Below are 18397 nucleotides of genomic sequence, written 5' to 3' on the forward strand. Positions count from 1 at the left end.
GGACCGAAGCCATGGCGATCAAACAATTGATAAAACGTACCAGCGGCTGGCTTTACCTCAACTCGCCCGTAGGACGAAACCAGTTGCACGGTGCCGGGGTGATCCTGATGTTGCACCGGGTGCTGGACAACGACCGCGCCGCCGACCTGCCGCACCGCAATGAACTGTGCGTCGGCCCCAAGGCGTTCGATCACCTGCTGGTGTGGCTGCGTCGGCATTTCGATTGTGTACCGCTTATGGATATCCTGACGCCCGGCTCAGCGCGCGACGAGCGCCCACGGGTGGCGTTGACCTTCGACGACGGCTGGCGCGACAACGCAGTCAACGCCTTCCCGCTGCTGCAGAAGCACCAGGTGCCGGCGAGCATTTTCCTCTCCACCGATTTCATCGGCAGCCGTCAGCGCTTCTGGTGGGAAAGCCTCGGCGAAACCCTGTGGGGCAGCCATGGCGAAAAGACCCGCCTGCACTTGATCGAATGCCTGCACGCGATTCATCACCCGGTGCCGGTGCTGGTCGACGACATTGACGTCGATCGCCGCAGCCTGTCGCTGCTGCATTACCTGCAAAGCCTGAAGAGCCTCGAACCGCAGATGCTCGAACGCCTGACTGACGAATGTCCGCCGGAATCGTTGCCGCAAGCGCTGGACTGGCATCAGGTACGCGCGCTGGAGGCCTCGGGACTGGTGCGCTTCGGCCCGCACGGCGCCAGCCATAAAATCCTCACCGAACTGGACGATGTGCGCCTGAGCGAAGAAATCAGCCGCAGCCGTGAAGCCTTGAACAACGGCTGCAACCGGCCGCTGCCGGTGTACTGCTACCCCAACGGTAACAACGACGAACGGGTGCGCAAGCAGATTGCCGCGCACGACTATCCGTTCGCCCTCGGCACCGGCACCGGCATCTATCGCGGCGAAGGCGATCCGCTGAACCTGCCGCGTTTCGGTGTCAGCCAGCGCACCGCGCGTAATCCTGAGCTGCTGTCGTGGCGCATCTTTCGTGGCAACCGGCCATGAGCCGCAGCCACTATCTCAGGCATCTGGCACTGAGCATGGGCACCAAACTGGCGATGATCGCCCTGCGTCTGCTGCGCAACGTGTTGCTGGCGCGGATCCTCGGGCCGAGTGAACGGGGGCTGTTTGCGCTGCTCAGCACCTTGCCCGACCTGATCAGCGCCGCCACCAGTGGCGGGTTGAATTCAGCCGTCGGCTATCAGGCCGCCAAGCAACGGCCGATGGGCCTGCTGCTGAGTCAGGTGCTGGTGTTCGGTTGCTTGCTCGCCGGTCTGCTGACCTTGCTGGTGGTGGCGCTGGTGCGTGAGTTCGGCAGTGAGCTGGATGTGACTGTGCAGCTCGGTCTGCTGGCCTGGCTGTTGCTGCTGGCGGTGCCGCTGACCGTGCTGAAAAGCGGCCTGCTGACCCTGCACAACGCCTCCGGCGGCGTGGTCGCGTTCAACGCCTTGCGCCTGACCGAATCGCTGGCGCCATTGCTGCTGTTTCTCGCGCTGTTCTGGATGTGGAAAAGCGCGGCGCTGGAAGCCGCGCTGATCAGTTGGCTGGCCGGGATCAGCCTGGTGGTGCTGGCCGGTTGGGTCTGGCTCAAACGCGCGCAACCGCTGCAGTTGCAATGGGATCGCGCCAGCCAGAACGAACTGCTGCGCTACAGCGCGCGCAGCCATCCGGATCTGCTGTTCCAGCAAGTGATTCTGCGCTCGGATTACCTGTTCATCGGCGCCCTGCTCGGCAGCACCGCGCTGGGTCATTACGCGATGGCCAGCGCCGCCGCCGAACTGCTGCTGATTGTCCCGGAAGCGGTGACCACGCCGCTGATGAAGCGCCTGCTGCAACAGGACGAAGGCATGGACAAGGTCACCCCGCTGGCCCTGCGCCTGACCGCCACGGTGATGCTCGCTGCGTGCCTGAGCATGGCAGTGATCGGCAACTGGCTGATCGTCACCCTGTTCGGTATCGCCTACCAACCGGCGTATCCGGCGCTGCTCGCCTTGCTGCCGGGGCTGCTCGGCCTGTGCTACGCGAGCATCCTGCGTCTGGACCTGCTGGGGAAAAACCGCCCCGGCACGGTATCGCTGCTGATGGGCCTCGGGGCCCTGCTCAATCTGGCGCTGAACCTGGTGTTGATTCCGGCCTACGGGATCGTCGGCGCGGCGGCGGCTTCGTCAATTGCCTATCTCGCCGTCACCGTGGCGATGCTGGTGTTGTACTGCCGTTTGAGCGGCGTGGCGTTCTGGCAAACCCTGATCATCCTGCCCAGCGACATCACGCCGATGTGGCAAATGCTGCAACGGAAGGCCGCATGAAAGGCCTGGTCCTGCTGCTCGGTCTCGGCCTGTCGCTGGACGCCTTTGCCGCGTCGATGCGCTGGGGCGAGATCCGCGACGGCAGCCTGTACCTGCAAACCGATCGCCCGGACACCGTGACCGTGCGCTGGACACCCGCGTGGCAGGCCGACGCCAACGAAGAGCATCTGTACCTGCTCGACGGCCAGGGCAAATTGCAGGGCGAGCGCTTGATCAAGGCCAGCGAAACCCGCGGCACCCAGAGCTGGGCGTTGCTGCCGGGTGCCGCCAGCTATCGCCTGGAAATTCCCGGCTACAGCTTCCGCAATTACCGGGTCGAGCACGACGACCGCACCGTCGCGCTGTTCGAGCCGGCCAAGGTGCATTTCAGCGCCCAGACGCAGAATGGCGACGAGTTGTATTTCAAGGTCGCGCCGGGGGAACACGCGGTGCTCGCCGGCAAATTTCATGGCGGGGTCAACGCGCTGCAGGTACAACGGGTTGGCGATGACCGGCCACTGACGCTGGCGCTCAAACCCTATCGCGCCTATTGGCAGTTCGATCAACTGGCGCTGCCGGTCAGCGCGCGCGAACAGGTTTGGCGCCTGCGCCTGCAAGGCAGCGGCAAAGCGGCGTTCTGGCTCGACGGCACGGCCAATCGGTTTGCGCAGACTCCGCAGCAACTCAAACCCGTGCGCGAGGAGACCGGCCAGATCCACTTGGCCCTGCACGACAAAATCCTCGGGCGCACCCCGGATCTGGGCATCGCCCTGCCCTACGTGATGCCGCCCGCCGCCAGCCATGCCGCGCTGGATGCGCTGAAACCGACCGCCGCCAGTTACTACAGTTTTGTCGATGTCACGGCGAAGAATCCGCACTTCGAAGACGCGTTTCGTCTGGCTTATCAGGAGCGCTTCGGCATCCGTCAGGACATCACCCTGCTCGCCGGCAGCCAGCGTCAGGCCGATCTGCGCGCCGATGTGCAAAGCAATGGCGGGCTCGACGCCTGGCTCGCCGGCACCCGAGCGCTCGGCGGCAAAGGCACGCACTACATCGGTTTTGCCGACGAGCCGAACCTCAACTATTCGAGCTTCGAGCAATACCGGGCGATTTTCACCAGCATGGCCAGACAGGTGCGCAGCGATCCGGCGAATGCCAAGGCCGGCGTGCGCATCGCCATGCCGGCCAGTTCACGGCTGGTCAACGGGCCGTTCGCCGACAACGCGGCAGACAAGCGCGGCATCGACTGGGCGCGGCGCTTGCTCAGTGAATCCGCCGAGCAGATCGACGCGCTGGCGTGGCACGAATGGATGATCCGCGACCTGCTCGCCACCCGGGTCTACCGCGACAGCGTGCGTCGCGCCGCCGAACTGGTCGGCCTCGACGCCCATGGCCAGCCGCGCAAGGCCTTGTTGCTGGACCAGACCAATCTGTCCAGCGGTTCCAGCCTCAGCCCCTACGATCAGGAAACCCACTACGCCTCGCTGTGGTGGGCCTCGGTGGTGATCAACGCCTCGCAGGACGGCTTGCTGACGATGCTCAACTGGTTTCAGGCCGCCGACGAGCCGCAATATCCCAAGGGCATGATCCGGGTCTTGGGCGCTGAGCGTTTCGAGCTGAAACCGGTGGGGCTGGCCCAGCAATTCATCGCGCAACACTGGCTGCACAAGGTGCTGTGGCTGGAGAACGATGGCTTTGAAGTCGATGTGCTGGCGATGGCCGGCGACGACCAGCGGGGCCTGCTCGGCGTTAACAAAGGCACGCGGCTGCAGCGTATCGACCTGAGCGGCGCCAGGTGCCCGCTGAACAATGGTGCGTTGCGTTACTTCGGCGCGGACAACCGCAGCCGCGACGCACCATTCGCCTGCCGCGACGGACGCGTCAGCTTCGAATTGCCAGGGGAAACCCTGTTCGCCCTGAGCTGGAGCGCGTCATGAACCCAAACCCGATCAGTCACGAGAAAAGCCAGGCGAACATAAACTCTGTGGTGAGGGGATTTAGCGAAACGTCGCACCGCCCCGATGGGCTGCGAAGCGGCCCGGGTTTTTCAAGCTTAAAAGCGACGACTGCTGCGCAGCCGATCGGGGATAAATCCCCTCGCCACAGGAATCCCCTCACCACAGGATTCCCTCACCACAAGGGTTCGCCGCGCCAAAGAGTTCAGGAGTACAGAACATGGGTACCGTCAGCAAACTCAGCGAACACATCAAACAAAAAGGTCTGCGCGCCACCCTCGGCAAGGCGTGGAAGCACTACGTGTTTTTCCATCAGGAACTGCTGTGGATGGAGCGCGATCTGGTCAGTCCGGTGCCACCGCACAGCCTCAAACCGTATCCGCCACTGCGGGTGGTAAAAATCACCGCCGACAACGCCAGCGCCTTCGCCCGTTACTTCGGCGACCGCGTCGGGACCATGGCCGAGCTGGCCAACGAAGGGCACACCGGGCACATGCACCTGGACGATCAGGGCGATGCCGTGGCGTTCATCTGGGGCAGCGCGCGGGACTACTTCGACCGGCATTACTACGGCTGCCTGTTCCCGGTGAAACCCGGCGAGTTCTTCGAATTCGGCGGCGAGCTGACCCGTGCCTACTGGGGCACCGAACTGTCGGTAGACCTGCAACTGGAACTGTGGAAAGCCATGGCGGCCCAGGGCTGCGACAAGGTGGTGGACGTCTGCGAGTTCCACAACATCCCGGCGCTGAAACTGCACCTGCGCATGGGGTACACCGAGCAAGGCCGGATCATGAATGTCTATACCCTGTTCGGTCGCTGGCGCTTCTACCGCGAAACCCGCTACAGCGGTTCGCGACTGGATGCGCTGCGCAAACCGTCCCGTCCACCTGTCACAGCCACGGCGGTCTGAGCCTATGCCGGCGCGATTCGAATGGCGCACTTCGCTGTGCGCCGCCGACTTCCCGGCAGCAGCCTATGAAGCGCTGCGCCTGCAAGTGACGGACCACACGCCGTTCAACCACCTGGGCTGGTTGTGCGCGGCCGAGCAGGCACTCGACGAGAGTGAGCGCCTGCACATCCTGCTCGGTTGGGAAGCGGAAGAATTGCGTCTGTGCCTGCCGCTGGTCGCGGGCCGCGAGCGTTTCGCCGGGGTGCCGTTCCGCGTGCTGCATCACTTGGGGCATCCGCTGGCGGACCGGCTGGCGCTGTTGTCATTACTCAACGGCGAGGACATGCGCGAAGCCTTGCGCCTGATCCATCGACAGCTGCCGCACGCGCTGCTGCAACTCAACGAATTGTCCGAGCCTGCGGATGAAGAAAGCGTGCTCACCGAATGGATGGCCCACAGTTCTACAGGCGAACGGCGTCTCAGTTGCCGGGTGCCGGTGCATCTGATCAGCGACGCCGATCATCAGGAAGTCTCCGGTGACCCGCGCTACAAGCTGCGGCGGGCGCGCAAACGGATTGCCGCGTGTGGCGCCCAAGTGCGGCGCATCACTCCCGACGCGCTGAGCATGGGTCCGCTGTTGCAGGCGATCAGCGAAGTCGAAGCGGTGAGCTGGAAAGGCGACGAAGGCGTGGGGATTTTTGCCAGTGAGCGCAGTCGGCAATGGATCGAACGCGCCTTCACCGCCCTCGCCGGCCAGGGATTGGTGCGAGTGGTGACGCTGGAACTCAACGGACGTTGCATCAGCTATCGCCTGGGCCTGCTCGAACAGGACCGACTCTACGATTACAACCTCGCGTTCCTGCCGCAATACGCCGATCTGGGCAGCGGCCGGGTGCTGCTGGAGGAGTGGATTCGCTGGGGGCTGGACGAGCATTGGCGCTGGATCGATGCCTCGCGGGTCAGTCTGGAAAACTCCAGCCACCAACTGCACGAACGCATGACCGGACAACTGGAACACTGGCGCTGGAGTTTCTACTCCTGGCGCCCCAGCGGGATGTTGCTGGGGCTGGGGTTGCGGCTCTGGCATCGATTGAAACCGACGGTGCAGCAATGGCGAGCGCGGCGTGCAGCCAAACCGGCATCGCCCACCCCACCTGTCGTCATCACCACGGAGGGCGATCATGCCTCGCCAAGTCATAGTCAACGCTGACGATTTCGGTTTGAGCCCGAACGAAAACGCGACGATCTTCGCGGCGTTTCAGGCCGGGGTCATCAGCTCGGCCACGGCCATGGCCAACATGCCGGCCTTCGAAGCAGCCTGCGCGATGGCCCGGCATCCGACGCTGCAAGGTCGGGTCGGGTTGCACTTCAACCTGACTTACGGCCGGCCGTTAAGCACTTCGATCCTGCGCAGTCGTACCTTCTGCGATGGCCACGGCGTGTTCGATCTGAGCCTGCCGCGCCACAGTCTGTGGCTGAGTCGCGAAGATCGCGATGCGGTGCGTGAGGAGTTGCACGCGCAGTGGCAGCGCTGTGTCGAACATGGCGTGCGGCCGAGCCACATCGACTCGCATCAGCACGTGCACAACATCTGGCCGATCGGCGAAATCGTCGCCAGGTTTGCCGCCCGGCAAGGCGTGCCGGTTCGCCTGGCACGCAACCTGGGGCAGAACCTCAGTCTGCCGAAACGCGTGTTCAAAGGTTTGCTCAACTGGCGTTTACAAAGTCTCGCCGGAGCCACGGCGGACTACGTGTGTACCCCGGTGGATCTGCGCAACGACCCCGCGCCGACCGACGGCGTGCTGGAAATCGTTGCCCACCCGAATCAGCTCGGGAGCGATTTCGGTGATGCCTATCTCAACCCCGGAGAATCCCTGACCCGCGTGCTAGAGCAGCGGCTGCCGGGCGTTCCACGGGTTTCCTATGCCGATCTGAACAAGGATTTTCTACGCGGTGCCGCGGCACTCGATCGACCTACATAACTTGCAATACTTTCGAAGATGGCGCTTCGAAACGGCATTGCAGGTGTGATCTATACCCACAAAAGCAACATCCACTACACCGGGCCTCGGCCACGGAGGGCAACATGAGTGTTATCGAAAAACTGCGCGAACGCATTCGTCAAAAAGGCCTCGGCCGCGTCTTCGCCACGCTGTGGAAACGCCACGTGTTCTTCCACTGGGAGCTGCTGTGGATGGAGCGCGACCTGGTCTCCCCGGTCCCGCCGCACAAGCTGCGCCCGTACGAAGGTTTGCGCAAAGTCGATATCACGCCGCACAACACCGGGGCCTTCGCCAAGCACTTCGGCGACCGGGTCGAGACCATGGCCGAACTCGCCGCCGAGGGTCATACCGGGCACATGTACCTTGATGCCGACGGTCACGCGGTGGCGTTCATCTGGGGCAGTATTCGCGACTACCACGATCGCCACTATTACGGCTGCTGGTTCCCGGTCAAACCCGGTGAGTTCTTCGAATTCGGCGGCGAAATGGCCCGGCCGTATTTCGGCACCAGCCTGTCGGTGGACGTACAAGTCGCCCTCTGGGAAGCCATGGCCGCCCAGGGCTGCCACACCGTCGTGGACACCTGCGAAACCCGCAACATCCCGGCGATGAAACTGCACCTCCGCATGGGCTACCACGAACAGGGGCGCATCACCCACGTCTACGGCCTGTTCGGCCGCTGGCGCTTCTACCGCGAAACCCGCTATGACGGCTCACGCCTGGAACCACTGCGCAAACCGGAACGGCCGGTGGTGAGTGCGCCGGCGCAGGCGTGAGCCGACCTTGGAATCTGCGGCGGCAGTGAGGCCGCGTTCGCGAGCAGGCTCGCTCCCACAGGGATCTCGTGTACGACACCGATCAACTGTAGGAGTGAGCCTGCTCGCGATGGGGCCAGACGGGGCAACGAACTCTCAGGTCTTGCTGGCGACCAAGGTGAAGCACAGCGGCATCTGCGCTGGCTGATTCAGGTATTGGTCATACACTTCTTCGCGGTTCGAATGCGCATACTCCTTGAAGTGCGCGATGTTCAGCCCGGCCGCGATGGCACCGCTGAAGATGGCGCCGAGGGTGTGCACGAACCAATAGGACTTGGCAGCCTGCTGCTCGACCTTGCCCACGTAGACAATCGGCTCTTCCTGCACGAATGGCTCGGCGCGGAAGTAGGAGCTGGCGAGGCGGTAAGGGTCTTCAGCGTCGGGGTCGACCATTTCCAGAAACGGATGTGTTTCGTAGATCACCAGTTTGCCGCCCGGTTTGAGAGTCAGCGCGACATGGCGGAAGAACTCGCCGATGTCAGGCATCCAGTTCAGCACGCCGATGGTGATCAGCGCCACGTCGAAGCGGCTGTGCAGCGCGGCCGGCAGGTGATGGATATCGCTTTCGATGAATTCGCCGTTGTGTGGCGAGCGCTGATTCAGCTCGCGGGCCTGTTCGAGAAACGCCTCCGATTGATCAACGCCGACCACACTGCGCGCACCGAGGGCAAACAGCGACAGGCTTTCGCGGCCGTTGTTGCAACCGAGTTGAATCACCTCTTTACCGTCGACGCCGACCTGCTCCAGCAAGCCGCGCAAGGTATCGTCGAGGCAAGAGAAATCAGCCTGGGACACGTCGTTCAACAGCGCTTGCCATTCGGCCGACTCACGGTGATGACGAGCAGAATCGTTCCACGCCTGTCGATTGCTGTCGATGGCGGTTTTATTGTTGGGCACTTCCATGGCGCACTCCGGTACTGCTCGTGATTGAGCGGTGCCGAGTCTAGAACAGCTCGGCAATTCGGGTTGTTGCGAACTTGTAAGCCAACCCACAGTGCCATTGTGGGAGCGGGCTTGCTCGCGAAGGCGGTGTATCCGTCAGCATGGATATCGACTGACACGACCTCTTCGCGAGCAAGCCCGCTCCCACACTTTTGGCGTGGTCACATTTGGTTGAGGCGTTCACGCAGGAATTCGACCAGCGCCTGCACCGGGCGCGAAGCCTGGCGATGTTGCGGATACACCGCCGACAAGGTCAACGGTTCAGTGCGGTAATCGTCGAGGACCGGCACCAGTCGCCCATCCTTCAGCGCCGCGCCAACGATGAACGTCGGCAGATAGGTAATCCCCATCCCCTGCACCGCTGCATCGCGCAGCAACTCGCCATTGTTCACCCGCATGCGCCCGGTGACATTGACCAGCAGCGGCTTGCCCTGCCCCGCATTGAAGCGCCACTGCACCGAACGACCGTGGCCGTACGGCAGGCAGTCGTGGCTGTGCAGGTCTTCGGGATTGAGCGGCGTACCGCGTTCGGCCAGATACGCCGGGCTGGCGCAGTACACCCGTTCGATGGACGCAATGCGCCGCGCAATCAACGTCGAGTCTTCCAGCACGCCGATGCGCAGCGCTAGGTCGTAGCCTTCGCCGAGCAGGTCCACCGGGCGATCGCTCAAATCCACCTCCACGGTGACCTCGCGATAGCGCTGCAGGAACAGCGGCAGCAGGCATCCCAGATGCGCCACGGCAAACGACAGCGGTGCACTGACGCGAATCGTACCGCGCGGCTCGGCGGTCTGCCCGGCGATGCCCTGCTCGACCTGTTCCACTTCGCCCAGCAGGCGCAGCGCCGATTCATAGTAGCTCTGGCCCAGTGGCGTGACATCGAGGCGTCGGGTGGAACGGTTCAACAAGCGCACACCGAGGCGCTCTTCGAGCTGCATCAAACGGCGGCTGACGAATTGCTTGGACAGGCCCAACTGATCGGCGGCGGCGGTGAAGCTGCCGGAGTCCATGACCTGGCAAAAAATACGCATGTCTTCGAACGGGTTCATTGTCACTCTCTGGTAGACAGTCAAACGCTTTATAGCCGCTTTTTCACTTTTCGACAGCTCATTAATCTGTGTTCACGGTTTGAGAACAGCCCGACACAACACCAAAAACTTTCGAAAAAGGAATTGAGCATGAACATCAAAAAGACCCTGACCGCATCCCTTCTCGCCCTCTCCGTCGGCAATGCTCTCGCGGCTGGCAGCCCGGGTGTCGAACACACCACCCAGGCCTTCCTCGAAGCCCTCGCCGCCGGCGGTGGCAAACCGCTGGAACAGCTGAGCCCGAAAAATGCCCGTGCGGTGCTGACTGGCGCTCAGGCGTCGGTGAAAGTCGACCTGTCCGGGGTTGAAGTCAGCGACAAGGCGATCACCGTCGATGGCCAGACGATCCACCTCAAAGTGGTGCGTCCAGCCAAGGTCAAAGGCGAGTTGCCGGTGTTCATGTTCTTCCACGGCGGCGGTTGGGTGTTGGGCGATTACCCGACGCACCAACGCTTGATTCGCGATCTGGTGGTCGGTTCTGGAGCGGTCGCGGTGTACGTCGATTACACGCCGTCGCCGGAAGCGCAGTACCCGACAGCGATCAACCAGGCCTACGCGGCGACCCAATGGGTGGCTGAGCATGGCAAGGACATTGGCGTCGACGGCAAGCGTCTGGCGGTGGCCGGCAACAGCGTCGGCGGCAACATGGCGGCGGTCGTGGCGCTGATGGCCAAAGAAAAGCAGAGCCCGGCCCTGCGCTTCCAGTTGCTGATGTGGCCGGTGACCAATGCGCAATTCGACGACGCGTCGTACCAGCAATTTGCCGAGGGCCATTTCCTCACTAAAGGCATGATGCAGTGGTTTTGGGACAACTACACCACCAACCCGGCCGAGCGTGCGCAGATCCACGCCTCGCCGCTCAACGCCAGCAGCGAACAGCTCAAGGGCCTGCCCGCCGCGCTGGTGCAGACCGCCGAATTCGACGTGTTGCGGGATGAAGGCGAAGGCTACGCGCGGCATCTGGATGCGGCCGGCGTGGCGGTGACCTCGGTGCGTTACAACGGGATGATTCATGACTTTGGCTTGCTCAATCCGCTGAGTCAGATTCCGGAAGTGAAAGCGGCCGTGCGGCAGGCGGCGGCGGAGTTGAAGACGCATCTGAACTGAGGCCCCCTCCCTCGCCACACCTGACGGTGTGGCGAGTTTTTTGCCTGCAGGAACCCTTGTGGTGAGGGGATTCATCCCCGATGGGTTGCGAAGCGACCCCGCCGCTAACCAGAAAGGCAGGGGACTGCTGCGCAGTCCATCGGGGATGAATCCCCTCACCACAAAAGCCTCTTCAACACCAACGTTCATGCAGTTCCGGAGATCGCCATGTCCATCCTCCTCACCCACCCACTGTCCTGGAGCGCCGCCCTGCTGCTCCTCGACGCGTTGCTCTGGCACCTCGCCCCGTTCCAGCATCGCGCACCGAGAGTCGGCATTCGCCTGGCGCTGTTCCTTGGTTTCAGCGCACTGATCATCAACGCCGAGATCAGCCCGTTGCAGGCGCCGCTGTTCGCCGATGACCGGGTGATGCAATTGGGCGCGACGGCGCTGGGAATTGTCTGGTGGCTGTACGCCGCGCGTGTATTGACCGAAGTGATCGGTCTGGCGCTGATGCGGCGCATCGGCCACAGCGGTCGGCTGTTGCAGGACGTGATCGGCGCGCTGGTGTTTCTGGCAGCGATCGTCGCGGCCGCCGGTTACGTGCTGGAATTGCCGGTCAAAGGTTTGCTGGCGACCTCCGGGGTGGTGGCGATCGTCGTCGGTCTGGCGCTGCAAAGCACCTTGAGCGACGTGTTTTCGGGGATCGTGCTCAACACCACCAAACCGTATCAGGTCGACGACTTCGTGGTGATCGACGGTGTCGAGGGCAAGGTGCTCGACATCGACTGGCGCGCCACACACCTGCTGACCAGCACCGGCACGCTGGCGGTAGTGCCGAACTCGGTGGCGGCCAAGGCGAAGATCGTCAATCTCAGTCGTCCGAGCAACCTGCACGGCGTCTCGATCAGCCTCAAGGTGCCGAATCACATTCGCCCACGACGGGTACTCGACGCCCTCGACCGCACCCTGCAGGGCAGCAGCAGCCTGCTGCTCAATCCGCCGCCCAAAGCCGTGTTGAAAGAGGCTGGCGAGGAAATGTCGGAGTACGTCGCCAGCGGTTTCATCAGTGAACTGAGCAACAAAGGCGAAGTGCGCAATCAATTGTTCGACCTCGCCCACCGGCATCTCGAAGCCGCAGGTATTTCCCGGCATCCGGATGGCGTGATCGAACCCTCGACCCGCGCCCGCGCGTTGCTCGATGAAGTGAAAGTCTTTCGCTCGCTGAGCCATGAAGAACGTGATCGCCTCGCCGAATCGATGGTCGCGCAGCAATACGCGGCCGGTCAGGTGGTGCTGGATCTGAATGAAGTCCCCGACAGTCTGTTTGTCATCGCCACCGGCGTGGTCAGTGCGACCGTGCCCGATGGCAGCGGCCAGACCGAGGCCGGGCGCATGGGGCCGAGCGAGGTCATGGGCGAACAGAGCATCCTCGCCGATACGCCGTCGCAAGCCACGTTCACCGCGCTGACCTCGAGCATCATCTACCGCCTCGACAAAACCCTGGCGCGCCAATGCATGGAGCAGCGCAGCGAAGTCGGCCAGGCGCTGAACAAATTGCAGGCCGTGCGACAGCAGAGCAGTCGGCTGGCGTTGATGGCCAAGCCGGTGGCGGTGCGCAAGGGTGGTTTTTTGGGTTGGCTGCAAAAGCGCTGATGCGAGAGCAAGATCAAGAGCCCCCCTCACCCCAACCCTCTCCCCCAAGGGGGCGAGGGGGAAAGGGAGCCGATCTCCGTGTACTTCATTGCCGGAGATCGGCTCGGTATTGCAGGTCGGCGTATCCCGAACAAACCCCTCGGTCAGTCCCCTCTCCCCCAAACGAGGGGGAAAGGGAGCTGATCTCCGTGTACTTCAATTTCGGAGATCGGCTCGGTATTGCAGGTCGGCGTATCGCGAACAAGCCCCTCGGTCAGTCCCCTCTCCCTCTGGGAGAGGGCTAGGGTGAGGGGCTTCAGGCATCACTTGGCAGTGAACTTGGTGTAGCTGTTGATCAGGTTGCGGTAGTTCGGCAGGCGCTCGGACAGCAGATGCGCCAGGCCTTCCATGTCGTTGCGCCAGTCACCCTGCAGCTCGCAAGCCACCGAGAACCAGTTCAGCAGGTGGGCACCGGCCGCCGACATCCGCGCCCACGCCGCTTGTTGCACGGTGGTGTTGAAGGTGCCGGAAGAATCGGTGACCACGAACACTTCATAACCTTCGGCAATGGCTGACAAGGTCGGGAACGCCACGCACACGTCGGTCACCACACCGGCGATGATCAGTTGCTTGCGGCCGGTAGCCTTGATCGCTTTGACGAAGTCTTCGTTGTCCCAGGCATTGATCTGGCCCGGGCGCTGAATGAACGGCGCGTCCGGGAACTGCTCGCGCAGCTCAGGCACGATCGGGCCGTTCGGACCGGCGTCAAAACTGGTGGTGAGGATGGTCGGCAGCTTGAAGAACTTGGCGATGTCGCCCAGTGCCAGCACGTTGTTCTTGAACTCGTTGGGGGTGAAGTCCTGCACCAGCGAGATCAGACCGGTCTGGTGATCGACCAGCAGCACGACCGCATCATCTTTGTTCAGACGCTTGTAGGGAACGCTCATGGGAAACTCCTTGGATGGATGTTGCAAGAAGCGCCGTGCCGGTTGGCCGGCGCTTTTTTGTAGGGATCAGAAAGCGAAACAGGAACAGCCGAACGCGCCCCAGAAACCGGCGAAGTCGCTGACCGGTGCGTTCGACAGTCGAGCCTTTTCATGGCTGTGCGAGTGCACCGCGCAGGCACCGACGCACTGGTGCACTTGCGCCTGCAACGGCGAGTTCGGGCGCCAGTGGCCCGGCACCTTGACCACCGGCGACCAGTCCGGCAGCACGGGGATCGAGCGTGGGCCGAGGTCTTCGAAATCGCCGGCGGCGTAGACGATCTTGCCGCCGACCACGGTCAGCACCGACTCGATCCACTTGATTGCTTCTTCCTCGACATGGAAAAAGTCCGCGCTCAGTGCCGCCAGATCCGCCAGTTGCCCGACCTTGATCTGGCCCTTGTTGCCCTGCTCGGACGAGAACCAGGCGCTGCCGTGGGTGAACAGTTCCAGCGCGGTGCTGCGTGGCAGACCTTCTTCGTACAAGGCCAGACCACCGACGGTGCGACCGCTGACCATCCAGTACAGCGAGGTCCACGGGTTGTAGCTGGAAACCCGCGTGGCATCGGTGCCGGCGCCGACCGGTACGCCTTCGGCGAGCATGCGTTTGATCGGCGGCGTGGCTTCGGCGGCTTTCGCGCCGTAGCGGTCGACGAAGTATTCGCCCTGGAACGCCATGCGATCCTGAATCGCGATGCCGCCGCCCAGCGCCCTCACCCGCTCGATGTTCTGCGGGGTGATGGTTTCGGCGTGGTCGAAGAACCACGGCAGACCATTGAATGGAATGTCGCGATTGACCTTCTCGAACACGTCGAGCATGCGGCTGATCGATTCGTTGTAAGTGGCGTGCAAGCGGAACGGCCAGCGCTGCTCGACCAGATGGCGCACCACCGGTTCCAGCTCCTGCTCCATGGTCTGCGGCAGGTCCGGGCGCGGTTCGAGGAAGTCTTCGAAGTCGGCGGCGGAGAACACCAGCATCTCGCCGGCACCGTTGTGTCGCAGGTAATCGTCGCCCTGGTGCAACTTGACGCTGCCGGTCCAGTTCTGGAAATCGCTGAGCTCTTCTTTCGGTTTCTGGGTGAACAGGTTGTAGGCGATGCGCACGGTCAACTGGTCATCCTTGGCCAGTTGTTCGATCACCTGATAGTCATCCGGATAGTTCTGGAAACCACCGCCGGCATCGATCGCGCTGGTCAGGCCGAGGCGATTGAGTTCGCGCATGAACTGCCGGGTCGAGTTGACCTGATATTCCAGCGGCAGCTTCGGCCCCTTGGCCAGCGTCGAGTACAGAATCATCGCGTTGGGTTTTGCCACCAGCATGCCGGTCGGGTTGCCGTTGGCATCGCGGACGATCTCGCCACCCGGCGGGTTCGGCGTGTCACGGGTGTAACCGGCGACGCGCAGTGCGGCACGGTTGAGCAGCGCGCGGTCGTACAGGTGCAGAACGAACACCGGGGTGTCCGGTGCCGCCTGGTTGAGTTCTTCGAGGGTCGGCATGCGTTTTTCGGCGAACTGGAATTCGTTCCAGCCACCCACCACGCGCACCCATTGCGGGGTCGGCGTGCGGTCGGCCTGCTCCTTGAGCATGCGCAGCGCATCGGCCAGCGACGGCACGCCTTCCCAACGCAGCTCGAGGTTGTAGTTCAGGCCGCCACGGATCAGGTGCAGGTGCGAGTCGTTGAGACCGGGGATCACGCAGCGACCGTGCAGGTCAATCACTTGCGTGGCCGAACCACGCAGGGCCATGGCCTGGGTGTCGTTACCGACGACGACAAAGCGGCCGTCCTTGATCGCCACCGCACTGGCCAGCGGCTTGCTGCGGTCTACGGTATGAAATTGGCCATTGAACAGAATCAGATCGGCGTTCATCGCAGTTCCTTTCGAGAGAAATGAATGGGGTTCAGCGTGACGGCTGTTTCGCGGGCTCGACGTGAGCATGGGCCTGACCGGCTTCCAGCCACGGCGCGAACAACCGGGTCACGCGGGGCATGAACACGTACACCACCGACAGGACGATGGTCAGGGTGATCAGGAACGTCGCGACCACGTAGTTGGAAAGCAGCGGATGCAGCTTGAGCAGCGGCCCCCAGATCAGCGGCACCAGCAGCGTGTGCGGCAGAATCACCAGCAGGGTGATCACTGCTTGTTTCCAGCGCGGCGGCGGCTTGGCGGCATCGGCCAGTGGTGCGAACCAGAATTCGTTGACCGGCGCGACTTCGGTCTGGTCGCCATCGGCGAGCATCGGCGCCGCTTCATCCACCAGCGCCTGACGCTGCGGCGACTCCAGCCACAGCTGCATGGCCTCGGTGGAGCAAAAGCGCAGCACGCAGGTGTACGTGTCGAGGCCTTTGAGCTTGCCGCGCACCACATCGACCCCGAGGTGGCCGTCGCGCTGCCCGGCGACCCTGACGATGTTGCGCAACCACGCCTCGTAAGGCTGTTCAAACCCGGCCTTGACCCGATGCTTGACGATCAGGGTCACGGTTTCACCGACCCCCGGTGCTTTTGGACTCAGGGCTTCAGGCATAACGCAGCACTCCGGGCAGACGGACATTGAGCGCCAGGCGTCCCGGCCCGGCGATAAACACAGTGGCGAACAGGATCAACAGCAACCAGCCGAATTGCCCCTCGGCCACACTCCATTGCGGATGCACGACCAGCAGCGCCACCAGCAGAACAAAAAGAATAGGCAAGCAGGCCAATCGCGCCAGCACTCCGGCGACGATCAGTAGCGGGCAGAGCACTTCGGCGAAAATCGCCAGGCTGAGCGTGAGGTGCGCGCCAAGGTGGAAAGGGTCTTCGATCTGCTGCAATTGCGCGTTGAAGTTCAACAGCTTGGGCAAGCCGTGGACCCACAGCAGAAACAATCCGCCGCTGACCCGCAGAAACAGCAAACCGGCGTCTCGCGCCCGTTCATCCCTTTGCAAAGCGTTCATGACCCCACCCTTTATTTCTTATCGGGGTGAATCATGCTCGGTGTGGGCGGTGGGAAATTGAATGGATGTGCTCTCTTTCAGGCCATCCGGACTTCTGTAGGAGTGAGCCTGCTCGCGATGCGGTGTGTCAGGCGCCAACAATGGTGACTGTGGAGGTATCTTCGCGAGCAGGCTCACTCCTACAGGGGTTTTGCGGTGTGTTCAAGCAAGCGGGATATCCAGCGGCGCCGCCATGAACTGGCTGATCCGCGAGCGCAGCCAGCGCTCGGCCGGGTCGTTGTCGTGCACCCCGCTCCAGGCCATCGACAGCTGCGCGGCATCGATCGGAAACGGTGGATCTTCAGCGCGCAGGTTGCAGCCTTCGACCAGCGCACAAGCGGCGTAGTCCGGCACGGTGGCAATCATTTCAGTGCCGGCGAGCAACGCGCGCAAACCGCTGAACTGCGGCACGCCGAGCACCACGCGCCGCCGCCGGCCGAGCTTGGCCAGATCCAGATCGATGTTACCGCTCAGGTCGCCGGAGAACGACACCATCGCGTGCGGGCGCTCGCAGTATTCGTCCAGTGTCAGCGGCCCGGGACGGTCGTCGCCGCGCAAAACCTTGCAGGGAATGTCGCGCAGTTTCTTGCGCTTGGCGTTGGCCGGCAGATCGGTGGTGTAACTGACCCCGACCGAGATTTCCCCGGACGCCAGCAGCGCCGGCATCAACAGATAGTTGGCACGGCGCACCACCACGACAATCCCTGGTGCTTCTTGCTGGAGCTGTCGCAGCAGTGGCGGAAACAGACCGAACTCGGCGTCGTCCGACAGGCCGATGCGGAACACATCGCAACTGCTCGCCGGGTCGAACTCCTTGGCCCGGCTGACCGCGCCGGAGATCACGTCCATCGCCGGTTGCAGTTCCTGCAGAATCGCCAGCGCGCGGGCGGTCGGCTCCATGCTGCGACCGTTGCGCAGCAGCAACGGATCATCGAACAGGTCGCGCAAACGTCCCAGCGCCGCGCTCACTGCCGGCTGACCCATGAACAGTTTTTCGGCGACGCGGGTCAGGTTCTTTTCGAACATCAGCGCTTCGAAAATCACCAGCAGGTTCATGTCGACGCGACGCAGATCGTTACGGTTCATGGGCGGCAATTCCTTCTATGACCAGTCGCAAGTGCTGAGCACTTTACCCGATCAACGGCGGTTTGCATCCGGGTCAGGCCTGCGAATTAACAACGATTAACTCGTCAGCCTGCCTCTCCCGTCTTAACAATGCAGGCCTCTGCGCAGCGTTGTTTTTGCCCCCACGACACGGACTTTGGCCATGGCTCTTTTACAGCAATCAGTCGCCCTCGCCCCTGCCAGCGAACCCCGCAAGCCGCTCATCGGCGGCCTCAGCCCGCAACGGGAGCGGCAGGTCAAACAACTGATCCTCGAACGCCTCGGAGAAAGCCTGGAAGTGGCCGAGCTGGCACGCGCCTGCTCGCTGTCGCGCAGCCATTTCTCCCGGGCGTTCAAGGCCAGCACCGGCCAGGCACCCCAGGACTGGATCCGCGAACAGCGCATCGCCCGCGCCAAGCTGTTGATCCGCCACACGGGCCTGAGCCTGACGCAGATCAGCCTGGAATGCGGCTTCTGCGATCAGGCACATTTCTGTCACATGTTTACTCGCAGCGAAGGGATCAATCCGTTCGCCTGGCGCTGTCAGGTCATGCGTGAAAACCAGGACACCCGGACCCGGCCCATGACCTTTTGAGCGTTGCGCAGGAGCCCGGCGTTGCACTGATGGC

17 protein-coding genes are annotated in these 18397 nt (G+C 62.9%); 10 read left to right on the top strand and 7 right to left on the bottom strand.

Translation table 11 applies throughout. The features are described 5' to 3' along the window. Nucleotides 1–11: 11 nt before the first annotated feature. From V9L13_RS10560 to V9L13_RS10590, 7 genes are all read left to right on the top strand, one after another. Nucleotides 12–1013: a polysaccharide deacetylase family protein gene (locus tag V9L13_RS10560; RefSeq protein ID WP_103520028.1), complete on the top strand. Its 1002-nt coding sequence runs from the start codon at nt 12–14 to the stop codon at nt 1011–1013. Beyond that, on the top strand, nt 1010–2314 hold the full coding sequence (locus tag V9L13_RS10565) for an oligosaccharide flippase family protein (protein ID WP_338802461.1): 1305 nt from the start codon (nt 1010–1012) through the stop codon (nt 2312–2314). The genes V9L13_RS10560 and V9L13_RS10565 overlap by 4 nt, the downstream gene beginning before the upstream one ends. Further along, entirely contained in the window at nt 2311–4230 is a 1920-nt protein-coding gene (locus V9L13_RS10570) for a hypothetical protein (RefSeq protein WP_338802462.1), read from the top strand. Before V9L13_RS10565 ends, V9L13_RS10570 begins: the two co-directional genes overlap by 4 nt. A 238-nt stretch (nt 4231–4468) precedes the next feature. After that, on the top strand, nt 4469–5158 hold the full coding sequence (locus tag V9L13_RS10575) for an N-acetyltransferase (protein WP_103520025.1): 690 nt from the start codon (nt 4469–4471) through the stop codon (nt 5156–5158). Between the two features lie 4 nt (nt 5159–5162). Further along, entirely contained in the window at nt 5163–6347 is a 1185-nt protein-coding gene (locus V9L13_RS10580) for a GNAT family N-acetyltransferase (protein WP_338802463.1), read from the top strand. Continuing rightward, on the top strand, nt 6319–7119 hold the full coding sequence (locus tag V9L13_RS10585) for a ChbG/HpnK family deacetylase (protein ID WP_338802464.1): 801 nt from the start codon (nt 6319–6321) through the stop codon (nt 7117–7119). Before V9L13_RS10580 ends, V9L13_RS10585 begins: the two co-directional genes overlap by 29 nt. Nucleotides 7120–7223: 104 nt before the next feature. After that, nucleotides 7224–7916 carry an N-acetyltransferase gene (locus tag V9L13_RS10590; protein WP_338802465.1) on the top strand — a complete coding sequence of 231 codons (693 nt, stop codon included), beginning with the start codon at nt 7224–7226 and terminating at the stop codon, nt 7914–7916. A gap of 135 nt (nt 7917–8051) precedes the next feature. Here the strand turns inward: V9L13_RS10590 and V9L13_RS10595 are convergent, their stop codons facing one another. Together V9L13_RS10595 and V9L13_RS10600 are read right to left on the bottom strand one after the other, a co-directional pair. Then, nucleotides 8052–8858, bottom strand: a complete 807-nt coding sequence (locus V9L13_RS10595) for a class I SAM-dependent methyltransferase (protein WP_338802466.1) — start codon at nt 8856–8858, stop codon at nt 8052–8054. A gap of 200 nt (nt 8859–9058) precedes the next feature. After that, the gene (locus V9L13_RS10600) at nt 9059–9946 is read right to left on the bottom strand and encodes a LysR family transcriptional regulator (RefSeq protein WP_045122543.1); all 888 of its coding nucleotides are present in this window, start codon (nt 9944–9946) and stop codon (nt 9059–9061) included. Between the two features lie 129 nt (nt 9947–10075). Here V9L13_RS10600 and V9L13_RS10605 point away from each other — a divergent pair, with 129 nt between their 5' ends. Both V9L13_RS10605 and V9L13_RS10610 read left to right on the top strand, forming a co-directional pair. Then, nucleotides 10076–11092, top strand: a complete 1017-nt coding sequence (locus tag V9L13_RS10605; RefSeq protein ID WP_338802467.1) for an alpha/beta hydrolase — start codon at nt 10076–10078, stop codon at nt 11090–11092. A 207-nt stretch (nt 11093–11299) separates the two neighbouring features. Continuing rightward, nucleotides 11300–12727 (top strand): mechanosensitive ion channel family protein, encoded by a 1428-nt coding sequence (locus tag V9L13_RS10610; RefSeq protein WP_338802468.1) that lies wholly within the window; start codon nt 11300–11302, stop codon nt 12725–12727. 302 nt (nt 12728–13029) lie between these two features. On the opposite strand, the gene ycaC is transcribed toward V9L13_RS10610, so the two are convergent. The 5 genes from ycaC to V9L13_RS10635 form a co-directional block, all read right to left on the bottom strand. Then, nucleotides 13030–13653 (bottom strand): isochorismate family cysteine hydrolase YcaC, encoded by a 624-nt coding sequence (ycaC, locus tag V9L13_RS10615; protein ID WP_003226320.1) that lies wholly within the window; start codon nt 13651–13653, stop codon nt 13030–13032. Between the two features lie 66 nt (nt 13654–13719). Then, the gene (locus tag V9L13_RS10620; RefSeq protein WP_338802469.1) at nt 13720–15558 is read right to left on the bottom strand and encodes an amidohydrolase; all 1839 of its coding nucleotides are present in this window, start codon (nt 15556–15558) and stop codon (nt 13720–13722) included. Nucleotides 15559–15589: 31 nt separating this feature from the next. Beyond that, the gene (locus V9L13_RS10625; protein WP_003226324.1) at nt 15590–16216 is read right to left on the bottom strand and encodes an antibiotic biosynthesis monooxygenase; all 627 of its coding nucleotides are present in this window, start codon (nt 16214–16216) and stop codon (nt 15590–15592) included. Next, nucleotides 16209–16625, bottom strand: coding sequence for a DoxX family protein (locus V9L13_RS10630; protein WP_103520179.1), 417 nt, complete (start codon nt 16623–16625; stop codon nt 16209–16211). Before V9L13_RS10630 ends, V9L13_RS10625 begins: the two co-directional genes overlap by 8 nt. A 201-nt stretch (nt 16626–16826) precedes the next feature. Then, the gene (locus V9L13_RS10635) at nt 16827–17750 is read right to left on the bottom strand and encodes a LysR family transcriptional regulator (RefSeq protein WP_103483598.1); all 924 of its coding nucleotides are present in this window, start codon (nt 17748–17750) and stop codon (nt 16827–16829) included. Nucleotides 17751–17931: 181 nt separating this feature from the next. Between V9L13_RS10635 and V9L13_RS10640 the strand changes: the two genes are divergently transcribed. Continuing rightward, nucleotides 17932–18363, top strand: a complete 432-nt coding sequence (locus tag V9L13_RS10640) for an AraC family transcriptional regulator (protein WP_338802470.1) — start codon at nt 17932–17934, stop codon at nt 18361–18363. Nucleotides 18364–18397 lie beyond the last annotated feature (34 nt).

Origin of the sequence: Pseudomonas sp. RSB 5.4, from assembly GCF_037126175.1 — a bacterium.
GTDB lineage: Bacteria > Pseudomonadota > Gammaproteobacteria > Pseudomonadales > Pseudomonadaceae > Aquipseudomonas > Aquipseudomonas fluorescens_H.

Bases quoted from the DNA above. Each gene is read 5' to 3' on its own strand.
- V9L13_RS10560 (WP_103520028.1), top strand. From the start codon at position 12: ATGGCGATCAAACAATTGATAAAACGTACCAGCGGCTGGCTTTACCTC.
- V9L13_RS10565 (WP_338802461.1), top strand. From the start codon at position 1,010: ATGAGCCGCAGCCACTATCTCAGGCATCTGGCACTGAGCATGGGCACC.
- V9L13_RS10570 (WP_338802462.1), top strand. From the start codon at position 2,311: ATGAAAGGCCTGGTCCTGCTGCTCGGTCTCGGCCTGTCGCTGGACGCC.
- V9L13_RS10575 (WP_103520025.1), top strand. From the start codon at position 4,469: ATGGGTACCGTCAGCAAACTCAGCGAACACATCAAACAAAAAGGTCTG.
- V9L13_RS10580 (WP_338802463.1), top strand. From the start codon at position 5,163: ATGCCGGCGCGATTCGAATGGCGCACTTCGCTGTGCGCCGCCGACTTC.
- V9L13_RS10585 (WP_338802464.1), top strand. From the start codon at position 6,319: ATGCCTCGCCAAGTCATAGTCAACGCTGACGATTTCGGTTTGAGCCCG.
- V9L13_RS10590 (WP_338802465.1), top strand. From the start codon at position 7,224: ATGAGTGTTATCGAAAAACTGCGCGAACGCATTCGTCAAAAAGGCCTC.
- V9L13_RS10595 (WP_338802466.1), bottom strand. From the start codon at position 8,858: ATGGAAGTGCCCAACAATAAAACCGCCATCGACAGCAATCGACAGGCG.
- V9L13_RS10600 (WP_045122543.1), bottom strand. From the start codon at position 9,946: ATGAACCCGTTCGAAGACATGCGTATTTTTTGCCAGGTCATGGACTCC.
- V9L13_RS10605 (WP_338802467.1), top strand. From the start codon at position 10,076: ATGAACATCAAAAAGACCCTGACCGCATCCCTTCTCGCCCTCTCCGTC.
- V9L13_RS10610 (WP_338802468.1), top strand. From the start codon at position 11,300: ATGTCCATCCTCCTCACCCACCCACTGTCCTGGAGCGCCGCCCTGCTG.
- ycaC (WP_003226320.1), bottom strand. From the start codon at position 13,653: ATGAGCGTTCCCTACAAGCGTCTGAACAAAGATGATGCGGTCGTGCTG.
- V9L13_RS10620 (WP_338802469.1), bottom strand. From the start codon at position 15,558: ATGAACGCCGATCTGATTCTGTTCAATGGCCAATTTCATACCGTAGAC.
- V9L13_RS10625 (WP_003226324.1), bottom strand. From the start codon at position 16,216: ATGCCTGAAGCCCTGAGTCCAAAAGCACCGGGGGTCGGTGAAACCGTG.
- V9L13_RS10630 (WP_103520179.1), bottom strand. From the start codon at position 16,625: ATGAACGCTTTGCAAAGGGATGAACGGGCGCGAGACGCCGGTTTGCTG.
- V9L13_RS10635 (WP_103483598.1), bottom strand. From the start codon at position 17,750: ATGAACCGTAACGATCTGCGTCGCGTCGACATGAACCTGCTGGTGATT.
- V9L13_RS10640 (WP_338802470.1), top strand. From the start codon at position 17,932: ATGGCTCTTTTACAGCAATCAGTCGCCCTCGCCCCTGCCAGCGAACCC.